This is a genomic window from Alcanivorax sp. DP30 (assembly GCF_009882945.1).
Taxonomy (GTDB): domain Bacteria; phylum Pseudomonadota; class Gammaproteobacteria; order Pseudomonadales; family Alcanivoracaceae; genus Alcanivorax.
In genome coordinates this window covers 63,027-86,591 of record NZ_WTUY01000003.1, presented here as the reverse complement: position 1 = coordinate 86,591, position 23,565 = coordinate 63,027, and the positions used below count along the sequence as shown (strand labels likewise).

General features: G+C 58.4%; 17 protein-coding genes. 5 read left to right on the top strand and 12 right to left on the bottom strand.

Features of this window, described 5'->3' with window-relative positions; genetic code table 11:
* Window positions 1-239: 239 nt before the first annotated feature.
* From GQF00_RS04825 to GQF00_RS04815, 3 genes are all read right to left on the bottom strand, one after another.
* On the bottom strand, window positions 240-1,568 hold the full coding sequence (locus GQF00_RS04825; RefSeq protein ID WP_161318038.1) for a Na+/H+ antiporter family protein: 1,329 nt from the start codon (window positions 1,566-1,568) through the stop codon (window positions 240-242).
* Window positions 1,569-1,910: 342 nt separating this feature from the next.
* Window positions 1,911-2,408, bottom strand: coding sequence for an FxsA family protein (locus GQF00_RS04820; RefSeq protein ID WP_161318037.1), 498 nt, complete (start codon window positions 2,406-2,408; stop codon window positions 1,911-1,913).
* Between the two features lie 71 nt (window positions 2,409-2,479).
* Complete coding sequence (locus GQF00_RS04815; RefSeq protein WP_161318036.1) at window positions 2,480-3,385, bottom strand: LysR substrate-binding domain-containing protein; 906 nt, start codon at window positions 3,383-3,385, stop codon at window positions 2,480-2,482.
* Between the two features lie 89 nt (window positions 3,386-3,474).
* On the opposite strand from GQF00_RS04815, the gene GQF00_RS04810 reads away from it, so the two are divergent.
* Entirely contained in the window at window positions 3,475-4,428 is a 954-nt protein-coding gene (locus GQF00_RS04810; RefSeq protein WP_161318035.1) for a sterol desaturase family protein, read from the top strand.
* Between the two features lie 258 nt (window positions 4,429-4,686).
* On the opposite strand, the gene GQF00_RS04805 is transcribed toward GQF00_RS04810, so the two are convergent.
* Complete coding sequence (locus tag GQF00_RS04805) at window positions 4,687-6,105, bottom strand: 3-oxoacyl-ACP reductase (protein ID WP_161318034.1); 1,419 nt, start codon at window positions 6,103-6,105, stop codon at window positions 4,687-4,689.
* Between the two features lie 327 nt (window positions 6,106-6,432).
* Between GQF00_RS04805 and GQF00_RS04800 the strand changes: the two genes are divergently transcribed.
* Entirely contained in the window at window positions 6,433-7,719 is a 1,287-nt protein-coding gene (locus GQF00_RS04800; RefSeq protein WP_161318033.1) for an acetyl-CoA C-acetyltransferase, read from the top strand.
* 114 nt (window positions 7,720-7,833) lie between these two features.
* Here GQF00_RS04800 and GQF00_RS04795 read toward each other — a convergent pair whose 3' ends face one another.
* From GQF00_RS04795 to GQF00_RS04785, 3 genes are all read right to left on the bottom strand, one after another.
* Window positions 7,834-8,949 carry a helix-turn-helix transcriptional regulator gene (locus GQF00_RS04795; RefSeq protein ID WP_161318032.1) on the bottom strand — a complete coding sequence of 372 codons (1,116 nt, stop codon included), beginning with the start codon at window positions 8,947-8,949 and terminating at the stop codon, window positions 7,834-7,836.
* Window positions 8,950-9,235: 286 nt separating this feature from the next.
* Window positions 9,236-11,344, bottom strand: coding sequence for a molybdopterin-dependent oxidoreductase (locus tag GQF00_RS04790; RefSeq protein ID WP_161318031.1), 2,109 nt, complete (start codon window positions 11,342-11,344; stop codon window positions 9,236-9,238).
* Window positions 11,345-11,531: 187 nt separating this feature from the next.
* Window positions 11,532-12,125 (bottom strand): TetR/AcrR family transcriptional regulator, encoded by a 594-nt coding sequence (locus tag GQF00_RS04785; protein ID WP_161318030.1) that lies wholly within the window; start codon window positions 12,123-12,125, stop codon window positions 11,532-11,534.
* A 153-nt stretch (window positions 12,126-12,278) separates the two neighbouring features.
* Between GQF00_RS04785 and GQF00_RS04780 the strand changes: the two genes are divergently transcribed.
* A complete protein-coding gene (locus tag GQF00_RS04780) occupies window positions 12,279-14,297 on the top strand; it encodes an NADPH-dependent 2,4-dienoyl-CoA reductase (protein WP_161318029.1) in 2,019 nt (672 codons plus the stop codon).
* 392 nt (window positions 14,298-14,689) lie between these two features.
* Here GQF00_RS04780 and GQF00_RS04775 read toward each other — a convergent pair whose 3' ends face one another.
* Window positions 14,690-15,943, bottom strand: a complete 1,254-nt coding sequence (locus tag GQF00_RS04775) for an NADH:flavin oxidoreductase/NADH oxidase family protein (RefSeq protein ID WP_161318028.1) — start codon at window positions 15,941-15,943, stop codon at window positions 14,690-14,692.
* 103 nt (window positions 15,944-16,046) lie between these two features.
* Here GQF00_RS04775 and GQF00_RS04770 point away from each other — a divergent pair, with 103 nt between their 5' ends.
* Both GQF00_RS04770 and GQF00_RS04765 read left to right on the top strand, forming a co-directional pair.
* On the top strand, window positions 16,047-16,376 hold the full coding sequence (locus GQF00_RS04770) for a helix-turn-helix transcriptional regulator (RefSeq protein WP_237440401.1): 330 nt from the start codon (window positions 16,047-16,049) through the stop codon (window positions 16,374-16,376).
* A complete protein-coding gene (locus GQF00_RS04765) occupies window positions 16,373-16,810 on the top strand; it encodes a hypothetical protein (protein ID WP_237440400.1) in 438 nt (145 codons plus the stop codon). The genes GQF00_RS04770 and GQF00_RS04765 overlap by 4 nt, the downstream gene beginning before the upstream one ends.
* An 89-nt stretch (window positions 16,811-16,899) precedes the next feature.
* Here GQF00_RS04765 and GQF00_RS04760 read toward each other — a convergent pair whose 3' ends face one another.
* From GQF00_RS04760 to GQF00_RS04745, 4 genes are all read right to left on the bottom strand, one after another.
* A complete protein-coding gene (locus GQF00_RS04760) occupies window positions 16,900-18,105 on the bottom strand; it encodes an acyl-CoA dehydrogenase family protein (protein ID WP_161318027.1) in 1,206 nt (401 codons plus the stop codon).
* A 14-nt stretch (window positions 18,106-18,119) separates the two neighbouring features.
* Window positions 18,120-19,427 (bottom strand): acyl-CoA dehydrogenase family protein, encoded by a 1,308-nt coding sequence (locus GQF00_RS04755; RefSeq protein ID WP_161318026.1) that lies wholly within the window; start codon window positions 19,425-19,427, stop codon window positions 18,120-18,122.
* A 161-nt stretch (window positions 19,428-19,588) separates the two neighbouring features.
* Entirely contained in the window at window positions 19,589-20,683 is a 1,095-nt protein-coding gene (gene mnmH, locus GQF00_RS04750; protein WP_161318025.1) for a tRNA 2-selenouridine(34) synthase MnmH, read from the bottom strand.
* A gap of 49 nt (window positions 20,684-20,732) precedes the next feature.
* The gene (locus tag GQF00_RS04745; RefSeq protein WP_161318024.1) at window positions 20,733-23,429 is read right to left on the bottom strand and encodes a response regulator; all 2,697 of its coding nucleotides are present in this window, start codon (window positions 23,427-23,429) and stop codon (window positions 20,733-20,735) included.
* Between the last annotated feature and the right edge of the window lie 136 nt (window positions 23,430-23,565).

Genomic DNA, 23,565 nt, shown 5'->3' with positions numbered 1-23,565 from the left:
AATCGACCCAAGGGCGATAAGCCCTCGCTTGAACTCGGACTCGCCCCCTGGAAGGGAACTCTTGCAGCGACTCCGTAGGCAGGCTAATGGTTGACGGTCAATTGCGTTGTTAGCGCAGAGTGGACAGAGGCATGAGGCACGGAGCAAACCCTTTGTTTTCCTCAGTGAGCTCTGTGTCCTCTGTGGTAAATCCGCCTTTAAGCTTTTCGTTTTAAGCGCGTTGCGTGCCGCATGCTGCGTTAAAGCCACATCGCTGCCAGCCAGCCTGCCACCATCAGTGGCAGGTTGTAATGAATAAAGGTGGGAATCACTGTGTCGCGAATATGATCATGCTGACCGTCCGCGTTGAGGCCGGCGGTGGGGCCCAGGGTGGAATCGGAGGCCGGGGAGCCGGCGTCACCCAGAGCGGCCGCGCTGCCCACCAGCGCCGCGGTGGCCAGCGGAGAGAAACCCAGTGCAATGCAGAGTGGTACGTAGAGGGTAGTGATAATCGGAATAGTCGAAAATGACGAGCCAATCCCCAGTGTCACGAACAGGCCCAGCAACAACAGTAATGCCGCCGCCAGGGGCGGGCTTTGCAAACCGCTGGTGACCGCTTCCACCAACACCGGTACCTGGCCTCCTGCCTGAACGACGGAGGCATAGCCGTTGGCCGCAATCATGATAAAGCCGATTAGCGACATCATTTTCACACCCTGGGTAAATGCATCCTGTGACTCTTTCCAGGGCACCACGCCACCGGCAGTAAAGACCAGAAAACCCACCAGGGCGCCGAGGATGATGGAATCACTGTACAGCTGAAGCACCAGAGCAGCGATCAACGCCACCGCAGCCACCAGCACATTCCGCGCAGAAAGCGGCGCATGCTGTTCTTCACCTGGCAAGTGCACGGGCTGGTAATCACGGGGTTTGCGGTAGCGGATAAACGCGAGCAACAGACCGAAAACCATCCCGGCGGCGGGCAGGAGCATGGCCATGGGCAGGTCGGCCTTGTCCAGCGCCAGACCGGCCTTTGCCATGCTGGGGCCCAGCTGGGTGTGCAGGAAAATGCTGCCAAAGCCCACCGGCAACACCATGTACGGCGTGATGAGGCCGAAGGTTAGCACGCAGGCGGCCAGACGTCGGTCCAGGCGTAACTGGTGCATCACTTCCAGCAGGGGGGGCACCAGAATCGGGATAAAGGCGATATGAATGGGCACCAGGTTCTGGCTCATGATCGCGGCGACCAGCAGCACGCTGAGCACCAGGGTGCGGATACGGCGAAGCTGGGAGGGCGCCGGGGTGCCGCCCAGGCGAACGATAATGCGACCTGCCAGCCATTCGGTAATGCCGGAGCGGGCAATGGCAACGGCAAAGGCACCCAGCAACGCATAACTCAAGGCAATATTGGCGCCACCGCCGAGGCCGTCACTGAATGCGGCAAGCGTGCCGGAAAGGTCCAGCCCACTGCCAAGACCGGCCACCAGCGCCGCACACAGCAGTGCCAGCACCACATTCATGCGGGCCAGGCTCAGCCCCATGAGGAGCAGCACGGACCAGACAACGGGATTGAGCAGGGTGGGGGGCATGGGGCCTCCGCAGCAAATCGGCCGGCCGCCGGGGCCGGGGAGGCGAAGTCTAGCAGGGACAGCGAGTGCTTCCTAACCGGTGACGATGAATGGCACAGGGAAGCAATGAGGAGACGAGTTTCAAGTCACGAGTTTCGAAAATCAGACAGCCCGCACTATCTGTAGTGTTGTGCCTTTAGAAAATCGCCACTCATCCCTGGATGAGGCTCGGATCGCTTGCAAGCAAGTTATTCGCTTTGCTCATCCTTCGGGCCAGCCCTCGGCTGTTACCTTCATTGCACTCCGGTTCCCACAGGTTTAGTCCGCATGCTTCTTCGGCAAACGGCATAGTTGCAGAATCTCCTATTTGTCTTCCCGGCGGGACTCGCCATCAATGGTGATATGGCCATCGTCTGGCTTGGTGGGCTGCTGGAAAGGGTTGCCACCGGTGCGGGTATAGCTGGTGTAGCTGAAGCCGCCACCTTGCACAGAAGTGAAACTCTGCAGGGTGCCTTTGTCGATGACCTTGCGGGCCATCAAGCGGCGGGAGGTGGGCAGTAGCAACGCGAAGCCCACCGCATCAGTGATGAAGCCGGGGGTGATCAGCAGGGCGCCGCCGAGCAACAGCATGATGCCTTCCACCATTTCCTGACCGGGCATTTCGCCTTGCTGCATTTTCCGGTTGAGACGTACCCAGGTTTCCAGCCCCTGGCTGCGGAACAGGTAGCTGCCCAGCAGAGCGGTGGCCACAGTGGCGATGATAGTAATTGGCCAGCCGATCAGGCCGGCCACCTTGGCCAGCACCAGCACTTCCAGCAGGGCGAAACCGAAGATAAAAAAGAAAATGCGGCCAAAACTCATGGGCAATCCTGTGAGGAGTGTATTCAGTATGTGGTGATGATTGGACTTCGATTCAAGGCCGGGTTCCACACTTACAAGGCCGACAGAGTGGCGACGAGCTGGTCTCGCAGCCACTGGTGTGCCGGATCCTGGTCCCGGGAGGGGGACCAGAGCAGATAAATAGGCACAGGAGGAATCGGTACCGGGAAGGGCAGCACCTGAATGTTCAGGGCTGCGGCATACTGGTTGGCCAGGCGTTTGGGTGCGGTGGCTATCATGTCGGAGCCCGCGGCGGTGGCCAGCATGCTGGCAAACTGGGTGACACGGGCGCCCGTTCGGCGTTGCCAGCCGGGTGCATTGAGAATCTGGTCCAGTGGCAGGCGGCGGTTGCGGTCGGGAAGCACCACATGCTCGGCTTTCAGAAATTGCGTTTTGCTGCATCGTCCTTTCAGCATCGGGTGGTCTTTTCGGGCTACCACCACCAATTCTTCTTCCAGCAGTACCTCTCGCTGCAGGCGGTCATCATCCGGCAAGAAGGCGTCCACAGCCAGGTCTGCCCTGGCCTTGTGCAGGTCGTCGGTCATGGTGTCGCTGGATGTAATGATCTCCAGCTGGACGTCGGGGGCCTGTTTCCGGATTCGCGCCAGCAGTGGCGGCAGTACCACCATCTCAAAGTAATCCACGCTAATGATACGGAAATGGCGCTCACTGGTAGCTGGGTCGAATCGGTTGCCAGGATCCAGGGCGTCACGGAGTGCATTGAGTTGCGGCGCAAGCTGGGCATGCAGCTCCCGGGCGCGGGGTGTTGGCTCCATGCCCTGACGGGTGCGCACGAAAAGGTCATCCCGGAAAGTATGGCGCAGTCGCTGCAGGGCTGCGCTGATGGCGGGCTGGCTCATGCCCAGCTGCTCGGCGGCACGGGACAGCTGCCCGGCTTCCATGATGGCGGCAAACACCGGCAGCAGATTCAGATCGACACTTCGTAAGTTCAGCTTCATGGATATTACATATATCAAATATCGATTAGAAAAATAAGTACAGCCTGTCTACTTTGGTGGGGCGCATAACAACAAACGGGAGACTACCCATGGACCAGTTACTGACCTTGTCGGTCACCGCTTTCATTATCGTCACCGCCATCTGGGAGGTTTTTGCAGGCCGAACCCGCGATGGTCGAAAGACTCGCCAGGACTGGAAAGTCGCGTTTCTTGCCACCTTCATGATGGTCGCTATTCAGCGCCCGCTGGTGTTGTTGCTGATCACCGTGGGGCTCACGGGGCTGTTTCCGGGTAGTGCCGGTTCCCTTGCCTGGCTGCAAAACGAGTATTTCTGGCCGACACTCATTGGCTTCTTCTGTATCGAAGAATTCCTGCATGGCTCTTTCCACCTGTTTGCTCACAGCCGCCGCCCCAACAACAAGGTGCTGCAGTGGATTCAGGCGTTCTACAAGATGAGTCATCGCCCCCATCACCTGGCCGGCGGTCAGGACAACAAGGGGCAACTGTCTGTTACCCAGACCTTTGTGAATGGTTGGGCCTGGTGGTTCATCATGCCCAACTACACGTTCCAGCTGGTTTGTCTGTATCTGGGGCTGGTGGAAGTTTTCCTGGTTGCTACTGCCTTCAAGGGGTTGTGGGCAGCCCAGACCCATGTGAACTGGAACTGGGACCTGTATTTTCACAATCACCAGTGGGCCTGGGTACGCAAGACCATGTGGGCGCTGGCGCACATCATTACCTTTCCGACCCAGCACCACCATCACCACTCCCGTGGTCCCAATTCTGCCAAGAATGTGACTTCGACCCTGGCGATCTATGACTGGCTGATTTTCGGCACTTTGGCCATCGAGAAGGAAAAGCCGAAGATGTATGGCTGGCGGCAGAATGAAGAGGAAGCCAACAGTGTCCTCAAGCGTTATTTCTACTGGGATGTGCGTAACTTCATGCCAGGTGGCGCCGCCAAGGCAAAAGCGCGAGCCGAAGCCAAAGCAGCGAAAAAAGCCGCCATTGAAGAACAGAAAAAGGCCCCGGAAGCAGCCTGATTCGAGAGTAGTGTGCCCAACGTCATCTCGGGAGAGCGTTGGATTTCAGGACCCCGCCGGATACCCGGCGGGGTCTTTTTTTTGGGGGGCTGCACGCCTCATGCATCACACCATAGCCAGTGAAGCCGTTGCAGGAGCGTGCCCTCGGGGCATTGTTTTCGCCACGGAGCGGCCACAAAAAAGCCGCACCTTGCGGCGCGGCTCTTTTGTGGTGGGCTCAGGCTTCCCTGTTGCGAGAAGCGTGATGCCTGCTTGAGTTTATGCCCCGAGCAGCATCTGACCACACACCCGCACAACGTTGCCGGTCAGGCCCTGGGAGGCCGGGCTGGCGAAGAAGGCGATGGTTTCGGCCACGTCTACCGGCTGACCGCCCTGGCTCATGGCGTTCATGCGACGGCCTGCTTCACGGATAGTGAAGGGAATGGCAGCGGTCATCTGGGTTTCGATGAAGCCCGGAGCCACGGCGTTGATGGTGATGCCTTTCTCGGCGTAGTCATCCTTGAAGGCGTCGATCATGCCGATCACGGCAGCCTTGGAGGCGCCATAGTTGGTCTGGCCCAGGTTACCGGCAATACCGGCAATGGAGCTGATGGAGATGATGCTGCCGCCCTTGTTGATGGCGCCATCGGCGAGCAATTTTTCATTGATGCGCAGCTGGCTGGCGATGTTGATGTCCAGCACCATGTCCCAGAATTTCTCCGGCATATTGCCGAGCATCTTGTCGCGGGTCACGCCGGCATTGTGGACGATTACGTCGAAACCACCGATTTCCTTGCCCTTGGCGGCAATGGCGTCCGGTGCTTCCGGTGCAGTGATATCCAGCTCCAGGGTGTCGCCGCCAATCTGGCCAGCAACCTTGCTCAGGTCTTCAGCCATGGGCGGGATATCCAGCACAGTCACGGTAGCACCGTCACGGGCCAGCACTTCAGCGATGGCCGCACCAATACCACGGGAACCACCGGTGACCAGGGCTTTCTTGCCGGCCAGGGGCTTGTTCCAATCGAACTTGGCGGCCTTGAAGCCAGACTTGGTCACGCGCACAACCTGTGCAGAAACATAGGCAGACTTGGGTGACAGGAAGAAGTGCAGGGGAGAGGCCAGCTGAGCTTCAGCGCCTTCATCCACATAGACTAGCTGAACAGTTGCGCCCTTCTTGATTTCCTTGCCCACGGATCGGGTAAACCCTTCCAGAGCACGCTGGGCCACTCGGGCAGCGCCGGACTGGGTTTCCGGGGTGCGGCCGATCACAACAACACGGGCGCATTTTTCCAGCTTGCGGATCACCGGGTGGAAGAATTCCCACAGGGCTTTCAGTTCGTCCGGGTTCTGGATACCGGTGGCATCGAAAACCAGACCTTTGAACTTGGCATCGTCTTCGCGGGTAGCGGTGTAGTTCTCCGCATCCACACCGGCCTTGCCGGCTTTTTGCTGCAGCTCAGTGGCGGTGCTGGTGTTGGCCAGGACGCTCAGCTGGGCTTCCGGCGCACCTTTCAGAGTGGACAGAATGGCATCAATGCCAGTGGAGCCATTGGCGGCGCCGACCAGTACACGGCCCTTGATAAAGGAGGCCTGACCCGGCTGCCAGCGGTCCAGAATGACCGGAATGGGGAGATTGATTGCGCCAAACAGCGCCTTGCCCATGGGAGAATTGGCAATCGCCTGATAGGTATCGCTCATGATTCTGTCCTTCGCCATCGTGAGATGAATGTGTCCGGTTAACCTTATGCCAACCGGAGCGGGTTTAAAGGGGTGCCAGCGAAAGAAGTGGGAAAATCAGTCTTCTTTCGTAGGGCCAAAAAGCAGGCCCTGTCGCACACTGGCGCGTATTGAATCACTGCAATGTTGCCGGTGTATTGACCGGCCCCCAAGTTCAAACAGTCGTTTGAGCCAATGAGGCATTGACGCTGGGGAGTAGACTGCGCTCTAAGTAGTGAATACCCGTGGTCGCGCTGGCCACCGATGCCACCACAGGTGGCTGCCCTGATTCTGTTAGAGGACATACTTATGCTGGCAGGTAAAGCCGTACGCAAGGTTGCCATTATTGGCGGTAACCGTATCCCGTTTGCCCGTTCCAACACTGCCTATATTGATACCAGCAACCAGGAAATGCTGACCGCTGCCATTGATGGCCTGGTCGATCGTTTCAAGCTGCATGGTCAAAAGATTGATGAAGTGGCCGCGGGTGCGGTGATGAAGCACGCCCGTGACTTCAATCTGGTACGCGAATGTGTGCTGGGTTCCAAGCTGGCTCCGGAAACCCCGGCCTATGATCTGCAGCAGGCCTGCGGTACCGGTCTGGAAGCGGCCATTCTGGTGGCCAACAAGATTGCTCTGGGTCAAATCGATTGCGCCATTGCCGGCGGTGTGGACACCACTTCTGATGCGCCCCTGGGCGTTAACGAAGACGCGCGCAAGGTATTCATGGCGCTCAACCGTGCCAAGACCAATGGCGAGCGTGCCAAGCTGGGCCTGAAGCTGCTGAATCCGAAATCCCTGATGCCTGATATCCCCAAGAACGGCGAGCCGCGCACCGGCCTGGCCATGGGTGATCATCAGGCCATTACCGCCAAAGAGTGGGCCATCCCCCGTGAAGAGCAGGATGAGCTGGCATGGAAATCCCACCAGAACCTGGCCAAGTCCTATGAAGATGGCTGGCAGGATGACCTGATCACGCCGTTCAAGGGCCTGACCCGCGACAACAACATGCGTGGCGATTCCACGCTGGAAAAACTGGCTACCCTGAAGCCCTGCTTCGGTGGTCCAGACGGCACCATGACCCCGGCCAACTCCACTCCGCTGACTGATGGTGCCTCTGCGGTACTGCTGGCCACCGAGGAGTGGGCCAAGGAACGTGGTCTGCCGGTGCTGGCTTACCTGACCCTGGGTGAAGCCGCCGCTGTAGACTTTATCGGCAAGAAAGAAGGCCTGCTGATGGCCCCGGCCTATGCGGTACCGAGCATGCTGGACAAGGCAGGCATCACCCTGCAGGACTTCGATTTCTACGAAATCCACGAAGCGTTTGCCTCCCAGGTACTGTCTACCCTGAAGATGTGGGAAGACGAAAAGTTCTGTAAGGAAACCCTGGGTCGCAAAGAGGTGCTGGGCAGCATCGACCGCAGCAAGCTGAACGTGAAAGGCTCCTCTCTGGCAGCCGGTCACCCGTTCGCTGCTACCGGTGGCCGTATCATCGCCAACGCGGCCAAGCTGCTGAACGAAAAAGGCTCCGGCCGTGCACTGATCTCTGTGTGTGCAGCTGGCGGTCAGGGCGTGGTAGCGATCCTCGAGAAGTAATCGCTACTGAGCTTTAAAAAAACCGGCCTTCGTGGCCGGTTTTTTTTGCTGTGCGATGACAACAGGCTCTGCCCCTTGCCGGGTATCTGGAAGGCATGCTCAGAGTCCTGAGCTCTATTGCACCTGTGCGCTGGATAGTAGTACCCGGATTACGTCTTGCTGCTTGTTCACCCCCATCTTGGAATAAATGCTTTTCAGCTGGGATCGAACGGTGTCGATGGAGACGCCATGCTGTTCGCTGATCTGGCTGGGGGACAAACCATTGGACAGCGCGATGGCCACATTGGCTTCCTTTGGCGTCATGTTGTATAGCGACTGCAGTGCTGTGGCGGGCAGGTTCAAAGCGGAATCCGGGTCCGAAAGGTAGAGTCCAACGCTGCCAGGTTGCTCCGAAAGCCTATCGGCTCCAGCGAGGGGCGTAACAATAATATTCATGTTCATTTCACGATCCGGGTGATGCACCCCCAGCGCTTCCGTGCGGTTATCCACATTGCCGGGGTCGCTGTGTAGTTGTTTCTTGATCAGGCGCTGTAGGCGCTGGTCTTCATCGGCATAGTGCGCCTTGGGTCTGTCCTGATGGAGTGTCAGCCCGGCGTGCTGCGTCATCAGCTGCTCAGCAACCGGGTTTTTATAGGTGACCCTGCCATCCGGGCCGAGAATAATCAGGCCCACCATGAAGCGGGAAAGCGCTTCATGGAGTGATTGTTGGCGAGTGCGAAGACGATGAAATTCCCGGTGGATGCGAAGAGCACGGCTGAAGTGTGGATAGAGTAGCTGTAGCGTCTTGCACTCCTGCTTGGAAAACGGCGGTGCGGAAAAGGAGCGGTGTAGTCCGATACCCACATGCCATTCGTCGTCGTTATAGATGTTGATGGCAGAAATAAAGCCAATGTCGTTGGGTTTGAGGATCATTCGGTAATAGAAGGGATGGTTCTTGCGAACCTGTTCGGCATCGGTGATTTGTGATGCTTCACCGACCGGCATTTCCCGTTGCAGCTGGAAGGTGTGGTCGTATTTGGCGATACCGAATCGGTATGACGCCCGAACAGCAGCGGGAAGACCGTAGGCACCAATCATGCTGCGAGTGTTGGTTTGTCTGTCTTCGAACAATAAGGCCCCTGACTTGGCCTTCAGCAAATCACAGCAAAGGCGTTCCACCACATGATCCCAGTGATCGGGCTTGTAGGCGGCTTCATAGATTTCCCCCACGAAATCCAGCAAGGCTTCCATTGGCATTCCTCTCAACGCATTACTGTGTCCCAAATCCCCCCATGGCGCAGTAATGTGGAATTGGTTAATCGCAAATCCCTCATTGCATATCCCCCATTTTTTAGGGGGTAACAATAAATTCAATAGGTGCGTCTCTGAGCTATGAGAATTGTGTCACATTGGTATATTGGCCGCGAGGGTGCTGCCTGGCCGCTGGGCTGGGGGCTCAAACCGCTAATACGGCCCATCGGGTTTCCCGTAGGAGCTTGCCTGCAAGCAAGCTTCCGCAGCGGTTTCATCTATAGCGTCAGGTGCGAATATCCACCGGCACCCCACTCATGAACGCCTGGTTGCTCAACTTCTCGTAGCTACCGGGGCCATTGGGCAGCAGGGCGTTGATGTTGACGCCGGGGTAGCGGTTGGCCACGGTCATGCCGGGGGTTTTCTGGTTGCCCCAGCCGTGGGTCATGGCCACCACGCCTGGACGCAGGGTGTCATCGGCCCGCGCCTGGGCTTTCACTTCACCGTACTGGTTGCTTACCGTCAGGCTGTCACCATCGTTCAGACCCAGTGCCGCCATATCTTCGGGGCTCATGTGCAGCGGGTTGTGATCATGTTTGCCGCGTTTCAGTTTCGGCACATTCTGGTACCAGCTGTTGTGCATGTAATTGGTCCGCAGGTTGATCAGTCGGAACGCCGGGGCGGCGTTCTTGATCTCTGTAAACTGATGATTCGCCAGGGCCATGGATTCACTGAACAGTGGCGGGCAACAGTCCACCCGCTTGTCATCGGTCTGCAGGAAATCGTCAAAGAAGCGACCAATGGATTGGGTATTGAGCACCGCGGTACCCGAGGGGGCCGCCTTCAGGCTGTCCACAGTCAGGTTATGCCGCGACATCATGTGTTCAAGACGACCAAACGGATTACCGGGCTGATCCAGCAGGGATGACGGCATGCCCATCTGTTGCAGCAGCCGCGACAGAATCCACCATTCTTCCTTGCGTTCTGCTGCCGGTGACACCACCGCATCCGTGTATTGCACATAGGGCTGGTACTGCATGCCCAAACCACAGATATTGAGATCTGGCCGCTCCAGCATGTCCGCCGACGGCAGCAGGTAATGGGCGTATTCGCCGGTAGCATTGCGGAACAGATCAATGACCACCAGTAGTTCCAGTTTCTCCAGCGCCTGGCGCCAGCGAGCTTCGCCGCCGACGCTGAGCAGTGGATTGCCGGCGATCACCACCAGCGCGCGAATGGGATTGTCGTCATCAAGAATCAGGTCCGGCAGCAAGTTGCCGGGCAGGGCGCCACGGATCAGACGCATCTCGCCGTAGTTGCTGTTGAAGAACACCTTGTCGCTGCGCACCCGTCCGGCCTTGGCGGCAGGGTAGAAACCTTCGCTGTAGAAGTTGCCGCCCTTCTTGTCGAGATTGCCGGTGACGAAACTGAGCATTTGCAGCAGCCAGTAGCACAGGGTGCCATGGCGACCCATGTTCACCCCGGTGGACATGTGCACGGAGGCCCGTTCTGCGCCACTGAATTCATCGGCCAGGGCGCGAATCTGTTGTGCGGGCAGCCCCACGACCTCTGCCACTGCATCGGCGGAGTAGGGGGCGATAAAGTCACGCAGTTCCCGCACATGCTTGCCATGCTCATGAAGCACCTCTTCATCAAAGCGCCCCAGCACATCAATCTCATGCAGCAGTGCCGCCATCAAATAAAGATCGGTATCAGGAAGAATCTGGATCACCTCGCCGGTCCTGGGACTGGCGGATTCGATCCTGCGCGGGTTGATGTAGTAAACGCTGGCGCCACGTTGGCAGGCCGCACGGATTTTGGCCATGGGGTCGGCAATGGAGATAAAACTCATATGCGAGACCTTGGGGTTCTCGCCAAAAATCAGGAGGCAATCGGTGTGATCGAAATCCGGTAACGGGTGCAGGGTGCTGGTACCAAACACGGCTTCCCCGCCGGCAAACTTGTTGGCGCAATCCTGGGTGCCGGAGTTGAACACCCGCCGACTGCCCAGGCTCATGAAGAATTCGCCAATGGCCTGACTGCCCAAGGCGTTGAAAGCCGTGGGGTTGCCAATATAGCCTGCCACAGCGTCGTCACCATGTTGCTCGCGAATCCGGTTGAGAGCGGCGGCCACGTCGGCGGTGGCGTTGTCCCAGTCCAGCGTCTGCCATTCGCCTTCGCCGGGCTGGCGCGAGCCCTTGCGAACCTGCGGAGCATCAAGACGATCCGGGTCCTGGTGAATGGCCAGGTAATTGACGCCCTTGTGGCAGGCAAAGCCCCGGGTCACCGGGTGGTCCTTGTCCGGTTGCAGGCGTTGTACTTTCCCGTCTTCTACCTGGGCCACCAGGGCGCAGGATGGTTCACAGACTCGGCAGAACGTGGGTATTGTTTTCATGGTTCTCGTCTTCTGTCTCTCCCTTATTCTCAGGCTGCCTCAATGGTCCCGGGAGTGACATGACCAGAGTCGTCAGAGGGTCGTTAATCGCGGTGTATCCGTCGTATCCGGCCAGGTGTGGGACTTATCAGTGAAGATTTTTTCGCAATGAGGCACTTCAGGGAGGTGCTGCGGAACAGGGTAGTAACTATTTCAATGCGGCCATGATCAGGGCGACAGCCTGCTGGCTCACGGCTTCCATGTCTTCCTGGTTCACATAGATGCCATCAATGGTGAGACGGCAAAGGCCGTGGATAGTCGCCCAGCTTGCCTGGGCAACACGCAGAGGGTCGGTGCCAACGGGCAGGCGCCCCTGCAGCAGGGCACTGAGACCTTCGGCGTAGTGGCGGAAACTGCGATAGGCAATGGCCTTCAGTTCTGCAGTAGGTTCACCGCTTTTCCACAATGTGCGGCCGAACATCAGCTCGTATTGTTCCGGGTTTTCGGTGGCAAAACGCAGGTATTCGATCACAAAGGCCTGGATATCAGGCTCGCTTGCAGCAGTGTCCAGCTGACGCTGAATAAGGGCGTCCAGTTGGGCGAAGGCGCGGGTGGCCAGGGCGCAAAGCAGGGCATTCTTGTCGCGGAAGTGGTGATAAGGCGCGGTACGGGACACACCGGCCCGCTCCGCCAGCTTGCGCAAAGACAGGCCCTCCACGCCCTGTTCATTGAGCAGGGTATTGGCCTCCTGCAGCAGGGTGTCGTGCAGGTCTCCATGGTGGTATCGGGCGCTCTGTGTCATGCGTGTCCTGTCTTTTCGGGCCTTTCGCGTGTTGCCTGATGCGGGAAGCCTGTGGTGTCTCTGATGCTATCTTGACACCGTCAACATAACCCCTTAACTTGACGCTGTCCAGATACAAAACAGCCATCAATGGTGAACCCCGGAGACGCCGCCATGACAGCCAAGCACTACCCGAATCTGCTTTCCCCACTGGATCTGGGACATACCCAGCTCAAGAACAGGGTGATCATGGGTTCCATGCACACCGGCCTTGAAGATCGTTTCTGGCAGTTCCCCAAACTGGCTGCTTACTTTGCCGAACGTGCCCGGGGTGGTGTTGGCCTCATCGTGACTGGCGGTTTCAACCCTAACAAGAAGGGGTGGTTTTATCCGTTTGCCGGTCTTTTCAACAGTCGCCTGGATGTGCGTAATCATCGCAAGGTAACGGATGCGGTGCATCAGGAAGGGGGCAAGATCGCTCTGCAGATTCTGCATGCGGGGCGTTACAGCTACCATCCGTTTTCCCGTTCTGCCTCGGCGATCAAAAGCCCGATCAATCCGTTCAAGCCCAAGGCCATGTCGACCAAAGAGGTAGAGCAGACGGTCAAGGATTTTGCCCACACTGCCTGGTTGGCCAAAAAGGCTGGCTACGATGGTGTGGAAATCATGGGTTCCGAGGGCTATCTGATTAACCAGTTCACCGCCCCCTGCACCAACAAGCGCACCGACAAATATGGCGGCAGTGCCGAAAACCGTCGCCGGTTCCCGGTGGAAATCGTTCGCGAGGCCCGCAAACGTTGCGGGGATGATTTCATCATCATGTTTCGTCTGTCAGTGATTGATCTGGTGCCGGATGGCTGCACCCGGCAAGAGGTGCTGGACATGGCCCGTGAGCTGGAAGCTGCCGGCGCCAGCCTGCTCAATTCCGGTATCGGTTGGCATGAAGCCCGGGTACCTACCATCGTCACGTCAGTGCCCCGCGCCGCTTTTGTGGAAGCAACCCGTCAGGTGAAGGAGCATGTCTCCATCCCGGTGGTGGCGTCCAACCGGATCAATGATCCGGATGTGGCGGAAAAGATCCTCATTGATGGTCAGGCCGATGCGGTCTCCATGGCGCGTCCGCTGCTGGCGGATTCTGAATTCGTCAACAAGGCAGCGGCAGGGCGTGCCGACGAGATCAATACCTGTATCGCCTGTAATCAGGCATGTCTGGATCATACCTTCCAGCTCAAGCGTGCCTCCTGTCTGGTGAACCCCCGGGCCTGCCATGAAACCGAACTGCTTTACCTGAAAACCTCCAAACCGAAGAAGGTTGCTGTGGTGGGTGCGGGCCCGGCGGGGCTTTCCTGTGCGACGGTTGCCGCCGAGCGTGGGCACCATGTGACCCTGTTTGATCAGGCCAGCGAAATCGGTGGTCAGTTCAATATGGCCAAGGTGATACCCGGCAAGGAAGAGTTCCACAACACCATCCGTTATTTCAGCAAGCGGATTGAAAACACCGGAGTGACTCTGCGATTGAATACCCGCGTTGAAGTGGCAGACCTGGAAAAGCAGGGCTTTGATGAAATCGTGGTGGCCACCGGTGTGACGCCACGGACACCGGGAATTCCTGGCGTGGATCATCCGAAGGTGCTGTCTTATGTGGATGTGCTGCGCGGTAACGCGGAGGTTGGGCAGAAGGTGGCCGTGATCGGCGCAGGTGGTATTGGTTTCGATGTTTCCGAATTTCTGGCCGAGTCACCTCGTGACGGGGAGCAGCCATTGCCGGAGTGGATGAAGGAATGGGGTGTGGACCTGGACAGCGATGCCCGTGGAGGCCTGGTGAAGCCGGATGTGGAAGAACCGGTGCGCAAGATTACCCTGCTGCAGCGCAAGACCACGTCCCTTGGCAAGGACCTGGGCAAGACCTCCGGCTGGGTGCATCGTGCCACGCTGAAAGCGCGCAATGTGGAAATGCTGCCGGGTTGCAGCTATGAAAAGATCGATGATGCCGGTCTGCATATCAAGATTGGCGAGGAGACCCGGGTGCTGGACGTGGACAACGTGATCCTTTGCGCGGGCCAGGAATCGCTGAAAGAGTTGTACCAGGAAGGCAAGGATAACTTCCACCTGATCGGCGGCGCGGACCTGGCCGCAGAGCTGGATGCCAAGCGTGCGATTCGTCAGGGTGCAGAAGTGGCGGCGAAGCTGTAACAGGCAGCTGCAAGCTTCAAGCCGCAAGCTACAAGGAAATGAAAAAGGCTCCTCGCGAATTTAAGGGCATGGCTCACATCAAAGACCGTCACGTAGGAGCGTCGCTCGCGGCGCGATTGCCAACGTCATTAAAGGCAGATTTATCACAGAGGACACAGAGATCACTGGGGAAGTCGGTTTTCTCTGTGTTCTCTGTGGTGAAAACGCTTTTGTTTCTGGTCTCGAGTCGCGCCGCCAGCGACGCTCCCAAGGAAAGGGGGGGAGGGAGGATTAAATCAGACTTTTCCCGAAAAACGGCGATGAACTAACAAAAAGCCCCGCATTGCGGGGCTTTTTTTGTTTCGTTATTAATTATTCATTATTAATTATTCATTATTAACTATTAATTGCTTTCAGGTGTTAGCTCGCATCCGCCGGGTGCGGAAACTGCCCATGCCCATTCCGGCAATCACCTTGAACAGGGAAAGCAGTACGCTTTCGTCCGGTTTGGGGTCCAGGCCCTTACCCATGCGATGGAGCTGACGGGAGAACCATGAGACTTCCATCATGGCCATTTCGTCGATCATCTTGATGCCGGTCTTGCGCGGAGTGACGCGGCTGACCACGCCTTCCTGGCCAGCGAGAATGCGTTTGGGCAGGTCCGGCTCTACGGCCAGCGGCCGGGCGATACCGACGATGTCGGTGGCGCCGCTCTCCACGGCTTCTGCCATGGCCTTGGCGGAACGGAAGCCGCCGGTGACCATCAGCGGGATGGAGACGCGCTCACGGATCGTGTTGGCGTAATCCAGGAAATACGCTTCACGGGCTACGGTGCTTTCACGCACGCCCTTGGCGCCGGCCATGGTCGGGTTTTCATAGTTACCGCCGGAAATTTCCAACAGATCCAGGCCTTCCTCGGCCAGGGTCTGGGCCACGGCCATGGACTCTTCCTCGGTGAAGCCGCCGCGCTGGAAGTCAGCGGAATTCAGCTTGATGCTTACCGGATAATCATCACCCACGGCCTTGCGGATGGCGCGATAGACTTCCAGCGGGAAGCGCATTCGGTTTTCCAGTGAGCCGCCCCACTGATCGTCACGCTGGTTGTGGTGGCCGGACAAGAACTGGCTGACCAGATAGCCGTGGGCTCCGTGGATCTGCACCCCGGTAAAGCCGGCTTTTTTGGCAATGGTGGCACTGGTGGCGAAGCGCTTGATGATGTCGCGAATCTCTTCTTCTGTCAGGGCGCGGGGCGTCTTGAACGCACTCTTGAGATCCTTGTTAAACGGCACGGCGGAGGGAGACAGGGTGTCGCCACTGGCGAGCATACGCGGAATCTGTTTCCCCGGGTGGTTGAGCTGCACCCAGATCTGGTTGCCCTGGCGTTTGCCGGCTTCGGCCCAACGTTTGAGCATGGGCATATCATTTTCGTTTTCCAGCACCACATTGTTGGGTTCGCCGGTGTGGTTTCGGTCGATCATGATGTTGCCGGTAATCAACAGGCCGGTTCCACCGTCAGACCAGCGGCCGTATAGGGTTTCAAGGGCTGGGGTGACGTGATTGTCGATGGTGCCCAGAGCTTCGCTCATGGCGGATTTGCCGAAACGATTGGGGATGCTGGCGCCGCAGGGCAGGGCAAGGGACTGTTTCAGGGTGTCGGCGTAACTCACGATGGCCTCCCGGTACGATATTGGACTGGATGTTTAGTTTGATGTTGATCAAACTATTGGTTAGTTTGATATTCGTCAAACCATTTTGCGAAGGGTTTTTGTTTTGGCACAGAAGGACACACAGGCGGCAGAGCAGCTGGCAGGCGCATTTCGGGCGCTTGCCAACACCAATCGTTTACGCATTTATCAGGTGATTGTCTCTCACTGCCGTGAACACGGTAAGGCTGACCTGAATCAGGTGCCGGCAGGCTGTGCATTTGGGGATTTTATGCAGCGTCTCAATATTGGTGCACCCACAGTCTCTCACCATGTGCGCGAACTGGCCGAGGCGGGCCTGATTCGGGTGGAGCGGGTTGGGCGCCGCCGTTACTGTCATGCGGAGCCTGCCATGCAGGCGCAGCTGGCCGCATTCTTTGATTTGGAGAGCGCATGATGAACGCAGCAGAGTTGGCCCTGTGGGCCTGTGGCCTGTTTTTCCTGACCGGGTTGTTAACCGGGATCTGGAAATACTGGCAGATCGCGCAAAGTGAAAAGTCCCGCGCGCACTATTATGTGGACGTGGCTCACCGAGCCAGCCTGATGTACGCCTTTGCCTGTCTGGTGCTGGAGCGGTTTGCCGCGCTCAGTGTCTGGAGCAATGCGGTAAATACGGTGGCTGTGCTGGCCAGCGTGGTGTTTTTTGGCCTGGCGGTGGGCAGTTACATCCTCCATGGCTACATGCAGGATACTCGCAACCAGCTGCAGTCTCCCCATAAACTGGGCAGCGTCCACGTGCCGGGCGCCAGTATGGTGCTGTTCATGGTGCTGTTGATTGTTGCCGAGGTGGGTGGGTTTCTGGTGCTTTTTGCAGGGTTTCTGTGGCGATAGAGCTGTGTGGGTTTACGCGGCGGGGATAGGGCGTCGGGTGGTCGGGTGACGCTGCCCCTGTCGGGGCAGCGCATCCGGTTTGCCAGATGTTACTTCAGTTCTTTTGAGCTCAAACCCAGTACCCGGCGGGCAATCACCAGCTGCTGAATTTGTTGGGTGCCTTCGAAGATATCGAGAATCTTCGAGTCGCGAGCCCACTTCTCCAGCAGTTCATCCTCGGTGTAGCCCAGCGTGCCAGCCAGTTCCACACAGCGCAGGGTGATGGCGTTCCCCACCCGGCCGGCTTTGGCCTTGGAGATGGAGGCTTCCAGGGTGTTGGCTTTCTTGTTGTCTGCCATCCAGGCGGCCTTCACTGCCAGCCAGTAGGCGGCTTCCCAGTCTGCTTCCATCTTGTAGATTTCGGCTTCAATGGCGGAACAGTTGTCTACCGGCTTGCTGTAGTCATACTGAATATGGTCTTTCAGTAGTTCCTTGATACGCTCCAGTGAGGCTTTGGCGCATCCGATAGCCATTGCGGCGACCAGTGGCCGGGTGTTATCAAAGGTTTCCATGACACCGGCAAAGCCTTTCTTGGTGTCAATCTCCGGGCTACCCAACAGGTTTTCCGCCGGTACCCGGCAATCATTGAAGTTGATGGCCGCGGTGTCGGAGGCACGGATACCCAGCTTTTTCTCCAGGCGCGCCAGCTCCATGCCGGGGGTGCCCCAGTCCACTACAAAGGACTTGATGGCGGCGCGTCCCAGTTTGGGATCCAGGCTGGCCCAAACCACCACGCAGTCGGCGCGTTGACCAGACGTCACATAGATTTTCTCTCCATTGAGAACGTAGTGATCGCCGTCTTTCTTGGCCGTGGTGCGAATGGCTGCGGAGTCGGAACCACAGCTGGGTTCAGTGATAGCCATGGCGGCCCACTTGCCCTTGAAGCGTTCCAGCTGCTCGTCGTTGGCCACGGCGGCGATGGCTGCATTGCCCAGGCCCTGACGAGGCATGGCAAGCAGGAACCCGGTATCGCCGTAGCACATTTCCATGGCGCCGAGGCACACGCCCATATTCGAACCGTTCTTGACGCTGCCGTCGTCCTGTACCTTGCCGCTGCCAGTGGTGGCGGCGCCGGCGGAGTTGGCCGGGTCGCCCTCATTGAAGCCATCCAGTACCGAGGCAAGCATATCCAGCTCTTTGGGGTACTCGTGCTCGCCACGGTCGTACTTGCGTGACAGCGGGCGGAGGGTGCTTTGAGCCACCTGATAGGCGTTGTTGATCAGGGGTTTGAACTTCTTGGGAATCTCGATATTCATGTTATTGACCCTCCTTACAGGTGCAGGCCGCCGAAGGCGACGGCAATGGCACGCAGATCCCGGTACCAGCGCTCGACCGGGTATTCATGGGTGAAGCCGTGGCCGCCGAGCAGCTGAACGCCGTCGGTGCCGATCTTCATGGCCTTGTCTTTTACCAGGGTGCGGGCCAGGTGGGCTTCACGCTGGAAGGATTTGCCTTGTTCCGCACGACACACAGCGCGGTAGGTGAGCATGCGCATGGCATCCAGCTCGATGGCCATGTCGGCAATCATGAACGCCACGGCCTGGCGGTGGCTGATGGGCTCGCCGAAAGCGGTGCGTTCATTGCAGTACGGGCCCACGTAATCGAGCACGGACTGACAGGTACCGATGGCCAGAGCACACCAGGCGAGGGTGCCCAGATCCACAAAGGCGCGGTAATCGAAGTCACCATTACCCAGGCGGTTCTCGGCAGACACGCGCACGTTGTCCAGTTTCAGCGGGCGCTGGGCACTGGCACGGATCCCCATTGAAGGATCCTCGCCCACTGTCAGGCCTTCCGTGCCACCCTCGATGATGAATACGGCGGGGCCTTCGTCAGTCTGGGCGGCAACCAGAAACAGTTCGGCTTCTCCGGCCAGAGGCACCAGGGATTTCTCCCCGTTGAGCACATACTCGTTGCCGTCCTGGCGGGCGGTAGTCTGCAGGGCCATGGGATCGAACAGCGGGCGCGGTTCGCTCACGGCAATGGTGGCCTTGGGCGGGTTCTCTTCCGCAAAGGCGCTCAGGTACTTGTCCTGCTGCAGGGCGGTGCCCCATTGGGTGAGTGCGTTGGCCACACTCATGGGTGCAAGGATGGCGACAGCCTGTCCCATATCACCGTGTGCCAGATCTTCGGCGATTAGCATGGTGGTCACGGTGGAGCGTTCACTGGCGGCACCGCCCAGTGATTCCGGTACTGCAAAGAAGTTCAGCCCCAGTTCCTGCGCCTGGGCCAGTACCTCATCGCCGGTCTTTTGTTCAGCGTCAGCGTGCTCTGCCTGCTCACGCAGCACTTCGCGAGCAAAGGCTTGCATGCTTTCACGAATCATTTGCTGTTCGTCAGTAATGCCCAGATCGAACAGATCACGGGTGTGACCGGGGGCATTGAGACGTGCCGGTTTGCTGCCCGGTTTGTCGGACTTGAAGGTACGCGCGGTGGTAGTGATGACCTGGAAGCCGCTCTTGGTGAGGGTGTAGGCCAGGCGCTCGACGCTCTTGCGCATGCCCATCTTGTCCAGCACTTCGGAACTGGCGAGGCGGTTCAGCGCGGTGAGCGCATAACCAACTGCATCTTTAGCCATGGGTGTTGCCTCTGTTGTTATATCGAATGCACTCGATTATGACGGCGAAGGGGATAGTCACATTGACCAGTGTGACTGATGGGTCTGCGCTGTAGGCAACCGCCAGTCGCTACAGCTCTGGTTATTGGAGCTGGAAAAGGATAGGAGTGGGCGGGAAGGCTTCAGCCCCGGCGTTGATTCAGGAATGTCGAGACTTCGTCCCGGCTTCCTTCGAAGAGAATGTTTCCTTCTCGCTTGGCGAGCATGTAGTCGTACATGGGGTCGTAATAGTCTGCCAGCAGCGCGTGAATCCATTCACGGTGCAGTTCTGTTTCCCCGTTGATGGCCTGCACGGCCAGCGCTTCTTCCAGTTGTTGGCGCAGCTGTTGATAGCGCAATCCACCGAGGCGCTTCTTGATGCGGTCCATGGCCGCAAGCAATTCATCTCCCAGATACTTCAGGGCTTGCTGGTCACCGAAATGCTGGCGGTATTCTTCCAGTGGTCCTGCCACATAGTCTTCCAGCGTCACTTGCACCCGGGATTCCAGAGATTCGTTGATGATGATGCGGGGGCGGGACTTGATCCTGTCCTGCAGGGAGAAGGGCAGGTGGCAGCGCCCGATAAGCTTGCTTTCATCTTCCAGCAGCACGGTCGGATAATCACTGGCGCGCATCTTGATGAGTGCAATCGCCAGGGCATTCTCAAAATCGATCTGGCTGGGCTGTCCGCCCGGGCGGCGGCCGAAGGCGGAGCCGCGATGGTGGGCCAGGCCTTCCAGGTCCAGGGCATTGGGCTGGGCTTCGATCACCCGGGTTTTGGCACAACCGGTGCGACCGCAAAGGATCTCGAAGGGCAGGGCGGCTATGCATTTTTCCATTTCTTCCAGCAGGAAGTTGCGCATGGCCTTGTAGCCACCGGTGATCAGCGGTGCGTCAATTCCTGCTTCCCGTAACCAGGCCTGGGTGGTCTGGCTGCGCAGGCCGCCACGGAAGCAGTAAAGGTAGCCCTGGGGGTGGGTTTGCCACCATTCGCGCCAGGCCAGCATGCGGCGCTCCCGTTCTTCCCCACAGACCAGTGTATTGCCCAGATCGATAGCGGCTTGTTGGCCGTGTTGCTTGTAACAGATACCTATCTGATGCCGTTCGTCATCGTTGATCAGGGCCAGGTTGGTGGCATTGGGGAAAGCGCCCTTGCTGAATTCCACAGGGGCGCGGACATCCAATAAGGGGATGTCGTCAAGAAACAGGTTGAGGTAATCACGGGTATTGTCGCGCATGGTGGGCGAGTTTAATCGAGGTTTCTCTGCCAGACCACGGCTTCGGTATTCATTCGGTGACTTCCGATGCCTGGCAGTAATGCTCCAGCGCGCAGATTTCATCGCAGAGGGTGATGACCAGCGGCCCCAGCTTGTCGCGTGGGACGCCGGTTTTCAGCGCTTCCTCAAGTGCTTTTGCCGCGTGTTCCAGCCGGGGTGTGCCGCAATAGCGGGTGGCGCCGTGGAGCTTGTGCACTTTTTCCAGCAGGGCGTCGTCATCGCCACCATCAAAGGCGGCAGAAATGGCCGGCCGATCATGACTCAGGCTGTCCAGCAGCATGGTCAGCATTTCATTGGCGAGGGCTTCCCGGCCGCCGGCACGGCGTCGGGCCAGCGCGGCATCAAAGACCTCCAGATTGCTGGCATCGGGCTCTTCTGGCTTCTGGATCAGATCGTCGCGGGTGGTTCTGAGTACCCACTTCTCCAGGGTGTGGCGAAGCTGCTTCTCGCTGATGGGTTTGCTCAGGTAGTCATCCAGCCCACTGTCGAGCAGATCCCGGCGTTCGTTTTCCAGAGCGTGGGCTGTGAGGGCCACGATCGGGGTGTGCTTGCTACCACTTTCCTGTGCCCGCATTTGGGCGGTGGTGGTCTTGCCATCCATGCCGGGCATCTGGATATCCATGAATACCAGATCAAAGTCTTCTGCCGCGAAGGCTTCCAGGGCACTGGCACCGCTGTCGCAGGCGGTGACATCCACGCCCAGTTCCTCCAGGAAGACCCGCGCCAGTTTCAGGTTGCCGGGGTGATCATCCACCACCATCACCGAAACGGGATGCTCCAGTTCCAGGGTGGGGTGAATGGCGAGACTGTCCACGTCCTCTTCGCCGCTCAGGGCGAGCAGGGCGTTAAGCAGTCGTTGCCGGGTAGCGGGTTTGCCCTGCACCTGGCAATGGGGCAAATCCTCGAGCCAGCGAGAGACGGTTTCCGGGTTGTTGCTGAGCAGCAGCATGGGGTTGCCCAGGGCGGCAAGATCTTCCACCTGCTGCTGCAGATCCGGGTTGGTGTTCAGATTGGGTGTACCCACCACCAGAAAATCGGTCTTTACCAGTTCACCCTGGTCGGCGGCGTCCATGAGGTGCTTGAGGCTGTGATATTCGCGGATTTCCATCTGCCAGTGGCTGAGCATGTGGTACAGGCCCAGGCGACCGTATTCATCCGTTTCTACCAGCGTTACGGTCTTGTGTCTGAGTTCTTCGGTGAACATGGCAGGGCGTTGTTTGGGATCCCGCTCTGCCCGCAGGGTAAACCAGAAGGTAGCGCCATTTCCTTCACTGCTTTCAATGCCGATCTCACCGCCCATGCCCTCCACGAGCCGCTTGCTGATGGCCAGCCCCAGCCCGGTACCGCCTTCCTGGCGGCGGGCGCTCTGGTCAGCCTGGGTGAAGGCGTTGAACAAGGACTTTTGCTGCTCCGCGCTGACACCATTGCCAGTGTCGGTGACGGTCATCTTGATGACCGCCTCTGCGCCGCGGTTTTCTTCCAGCATGGCCCGCACGACCACCGACCCGGTGTCCGTGAACTTGATGGCGTTACTGATCAGGTTGGTGAGCACCTGGCGGATGCGCTGTGAATCACCGAGAAGGTTCAGCGGGACATCAGAATAGATGATGGCTGCCTGTTCAAGTCCTCGCTCCTGGGCCATGGGAGCGAGCATGGTTTGCACATCTTCAATCAGGTCATGCAGGTTAAGGGGGCTGTGCTCCAGGGAAAGCTTGCCCGCCTCGATCTTCGAGAAGTCGAGGATGTCGTTGATGATCGCCAGCAGGGAGTCGGCACTCTTGTGGATGGTGCTCAGGTAATCCTGCTGACGGGGGGTCATGTCAGAACGCTCAAGCAGCTTGGTGAAACCGAGAATACCGTTGAGCGGGGTACGGATTTCATGGCTCATGTTGGCCAGGAATTCTGACTTGATCTGGCTGGCCTTGAGGGCTTCCTTGCGAGCCATGTCCAGTTCGATGTTCTGGATCTCGATGGTTTCCAGGGTTTCACGCAGATCCTGGGTGGCTTGATCCACGTTCTGTTGCAGTTCGGTCTGGGCATCATCCAGGGCCGACACCATCTGACGCAGGGCGACTTCCAGCTCGGACAACTCGCCGCGGGCCCGGGTATCGATACTCATGGACAGGTCACCGTCACGGATGCGATGCACCGCCGATACCATCTCGTTAATGGGCTGGGTCAGCTGGCGGGCAAAGCGCAGGGCTGGAACCATCGCCACCAGGACGACACCCAACATGATCAGAATAAGCGTAACCACGCTTTCCAGTATGGCCACGTATTGCCCCTGGCGGGTAAATTCGATGGTCACGGTGGCCGGGTTGCCCGGGTTAATCTCACGCTGCAGTTGCCAGCTCCGGCCGGTATCCAGGCGTCCATCTATTGGGGTGAGTCCTTTGGGGGGCGGAATCAGTCGGGGGCCGGCATGTTGGGGAGGGCGACCATCGTAGAACGTCAGGTTGGCCGCCCGCACATCCTCTTCCTCCAACAGGGAACGTAATAGTGCCCGCTGACCCGCGGAGTCATTCAGGGGCATGCTTTCCAGCTGGGCGGCAAAACTGTCAGCGATCAGTTGCTGTCGGCGGACATTGCTGTCCTGCACGTTGACCAGGTGACTGATCAGCGCATAGCCGCCCACCAGCAATGCAGCCAGCATGGCGGGCATGACTGCCATGATCATCAGGCGTGAGTGCAGACTTTGTTTTGCCATGAATCCCCGGGTGACGGTTGTTATGACTCGCGGTTGTTTGCGTCCATTATGCCCGAGAATGCCGGCGCTGCCATGGTGCCGGCAACCGGTACAGCAAAGCCATTTTCACAGGTGCCGCCAAGGCCCACGGAATTAG

Excerpts from the sequence above, each read along its gene's own strand:
- GQF00_RS04805 (WP_161318034.1), bottom strand. The coding sequence starts at position 6,105 with ATGAGCGATACCTATCAGGCGATTGCCAATTCTCCCATGGGCAAGGCG.
- GQF00_RS04760 (WP_161318027.1), bottom strand. The coding sequence starts at position 18,105 with ATGAATATCGAGATTCCCAAGAAGTTCAAACCCCTGATCAACAACGCC.
- GQF00_RS04825 (WP_161318038.1), bottom strand. The coding sequence starts at position 1,568 with ATGCCCCCCACCCTGCTCAATCCCGTTGTCTGGTCCGTGCTGCTCCTC.
- GQF00_RS04800 (WP_161318033.1), top strand. The coding sequence starts at position 6,433 with ATGCTGGCAGGTAAAGCCGTACGCAAGGTTGCCATTATTGGCGGTAAC.
- GQF00_RS04765 (WP_237440400.1), top strand. The coding sequence starts at position 16,373 with ATGATGAACGCAGCAGAGTTGGCCCTGTGGGCCTGTGGCCTGTTTTTC.
- GQF00_RS04815 (WP_161318036.1), bottom strand. The coding sequence starts at position 3,385 with ATGAAGCTGAACTTACGAAGTGTCGATCTGAATCTGCTGCCGGTGTTT.
- GQF00_RS04810 (WP_161318035.1), top strand. The coding sequence starts at position 3,475 with ATGGACCAGTTACTGACCTTGTCGGTCACCGCTTTCATTATCGTCACC.
- GQF00_RS04745 (WP_161318024.1), bottom strand. The coding sequence starts at position 23,429 with ATGGCAAAACAAAGTCTGCACTCACGCCTGATGATCATGGCAGTCATG.
- GQF00_RS04790 (WP_161318031.1), bottom strand. The coding sequence starts at position 11,344 with ATGAAAACAATACCCACGTTCTGCCGAGTCTGTGAACCATCCTGCGCC.
- GQF00_RS04795 (WP_161318032.1), bottom strand. The coding sequence starts at position 8,949 with ATGGAAGCCTTGCTGGATTTCGTGGGGGAAATCTATGAAGCCGCCTAC.
- GQF00_RS04780 (WP_161318029.1), top strand. The coding sequence starts at position 12,279 with ATGACAGCCAAGCACTACCCGAATCTGCTTTCCCCACTGGATCTGGGA.
- GQF00_RS04755 (WP_161318026.1), bottom strand. The coding sequence starts at position 19,427 with ATGGCTAAAGATGCAGTTGGTTATGCGCTCACCGCGCTGAACCGCCTC.
- GQF00_RS04820 (WP_161318037.1), bottom strand. The coding sequence starts at position 2,408 with ATGAGTTTTGGCCGCATTTTCTTTTTTATCTTCGGTTTCGCCCTGCTG.
- GQF00_RS04785 (WP_161318030.1), bottom strand. The coding sequence starts at position 12,125 with ATGACACAGAGCGCCCGATACCACCATGGAGACCTGCACGACACCCTG.
- mnmH (WP_161318025.1), bottom strand. The coding sequence starts at position 20,683 with ATGCGCGACAATACCCGTGATTACCTCAACCTGTTTCTTGACGACATC.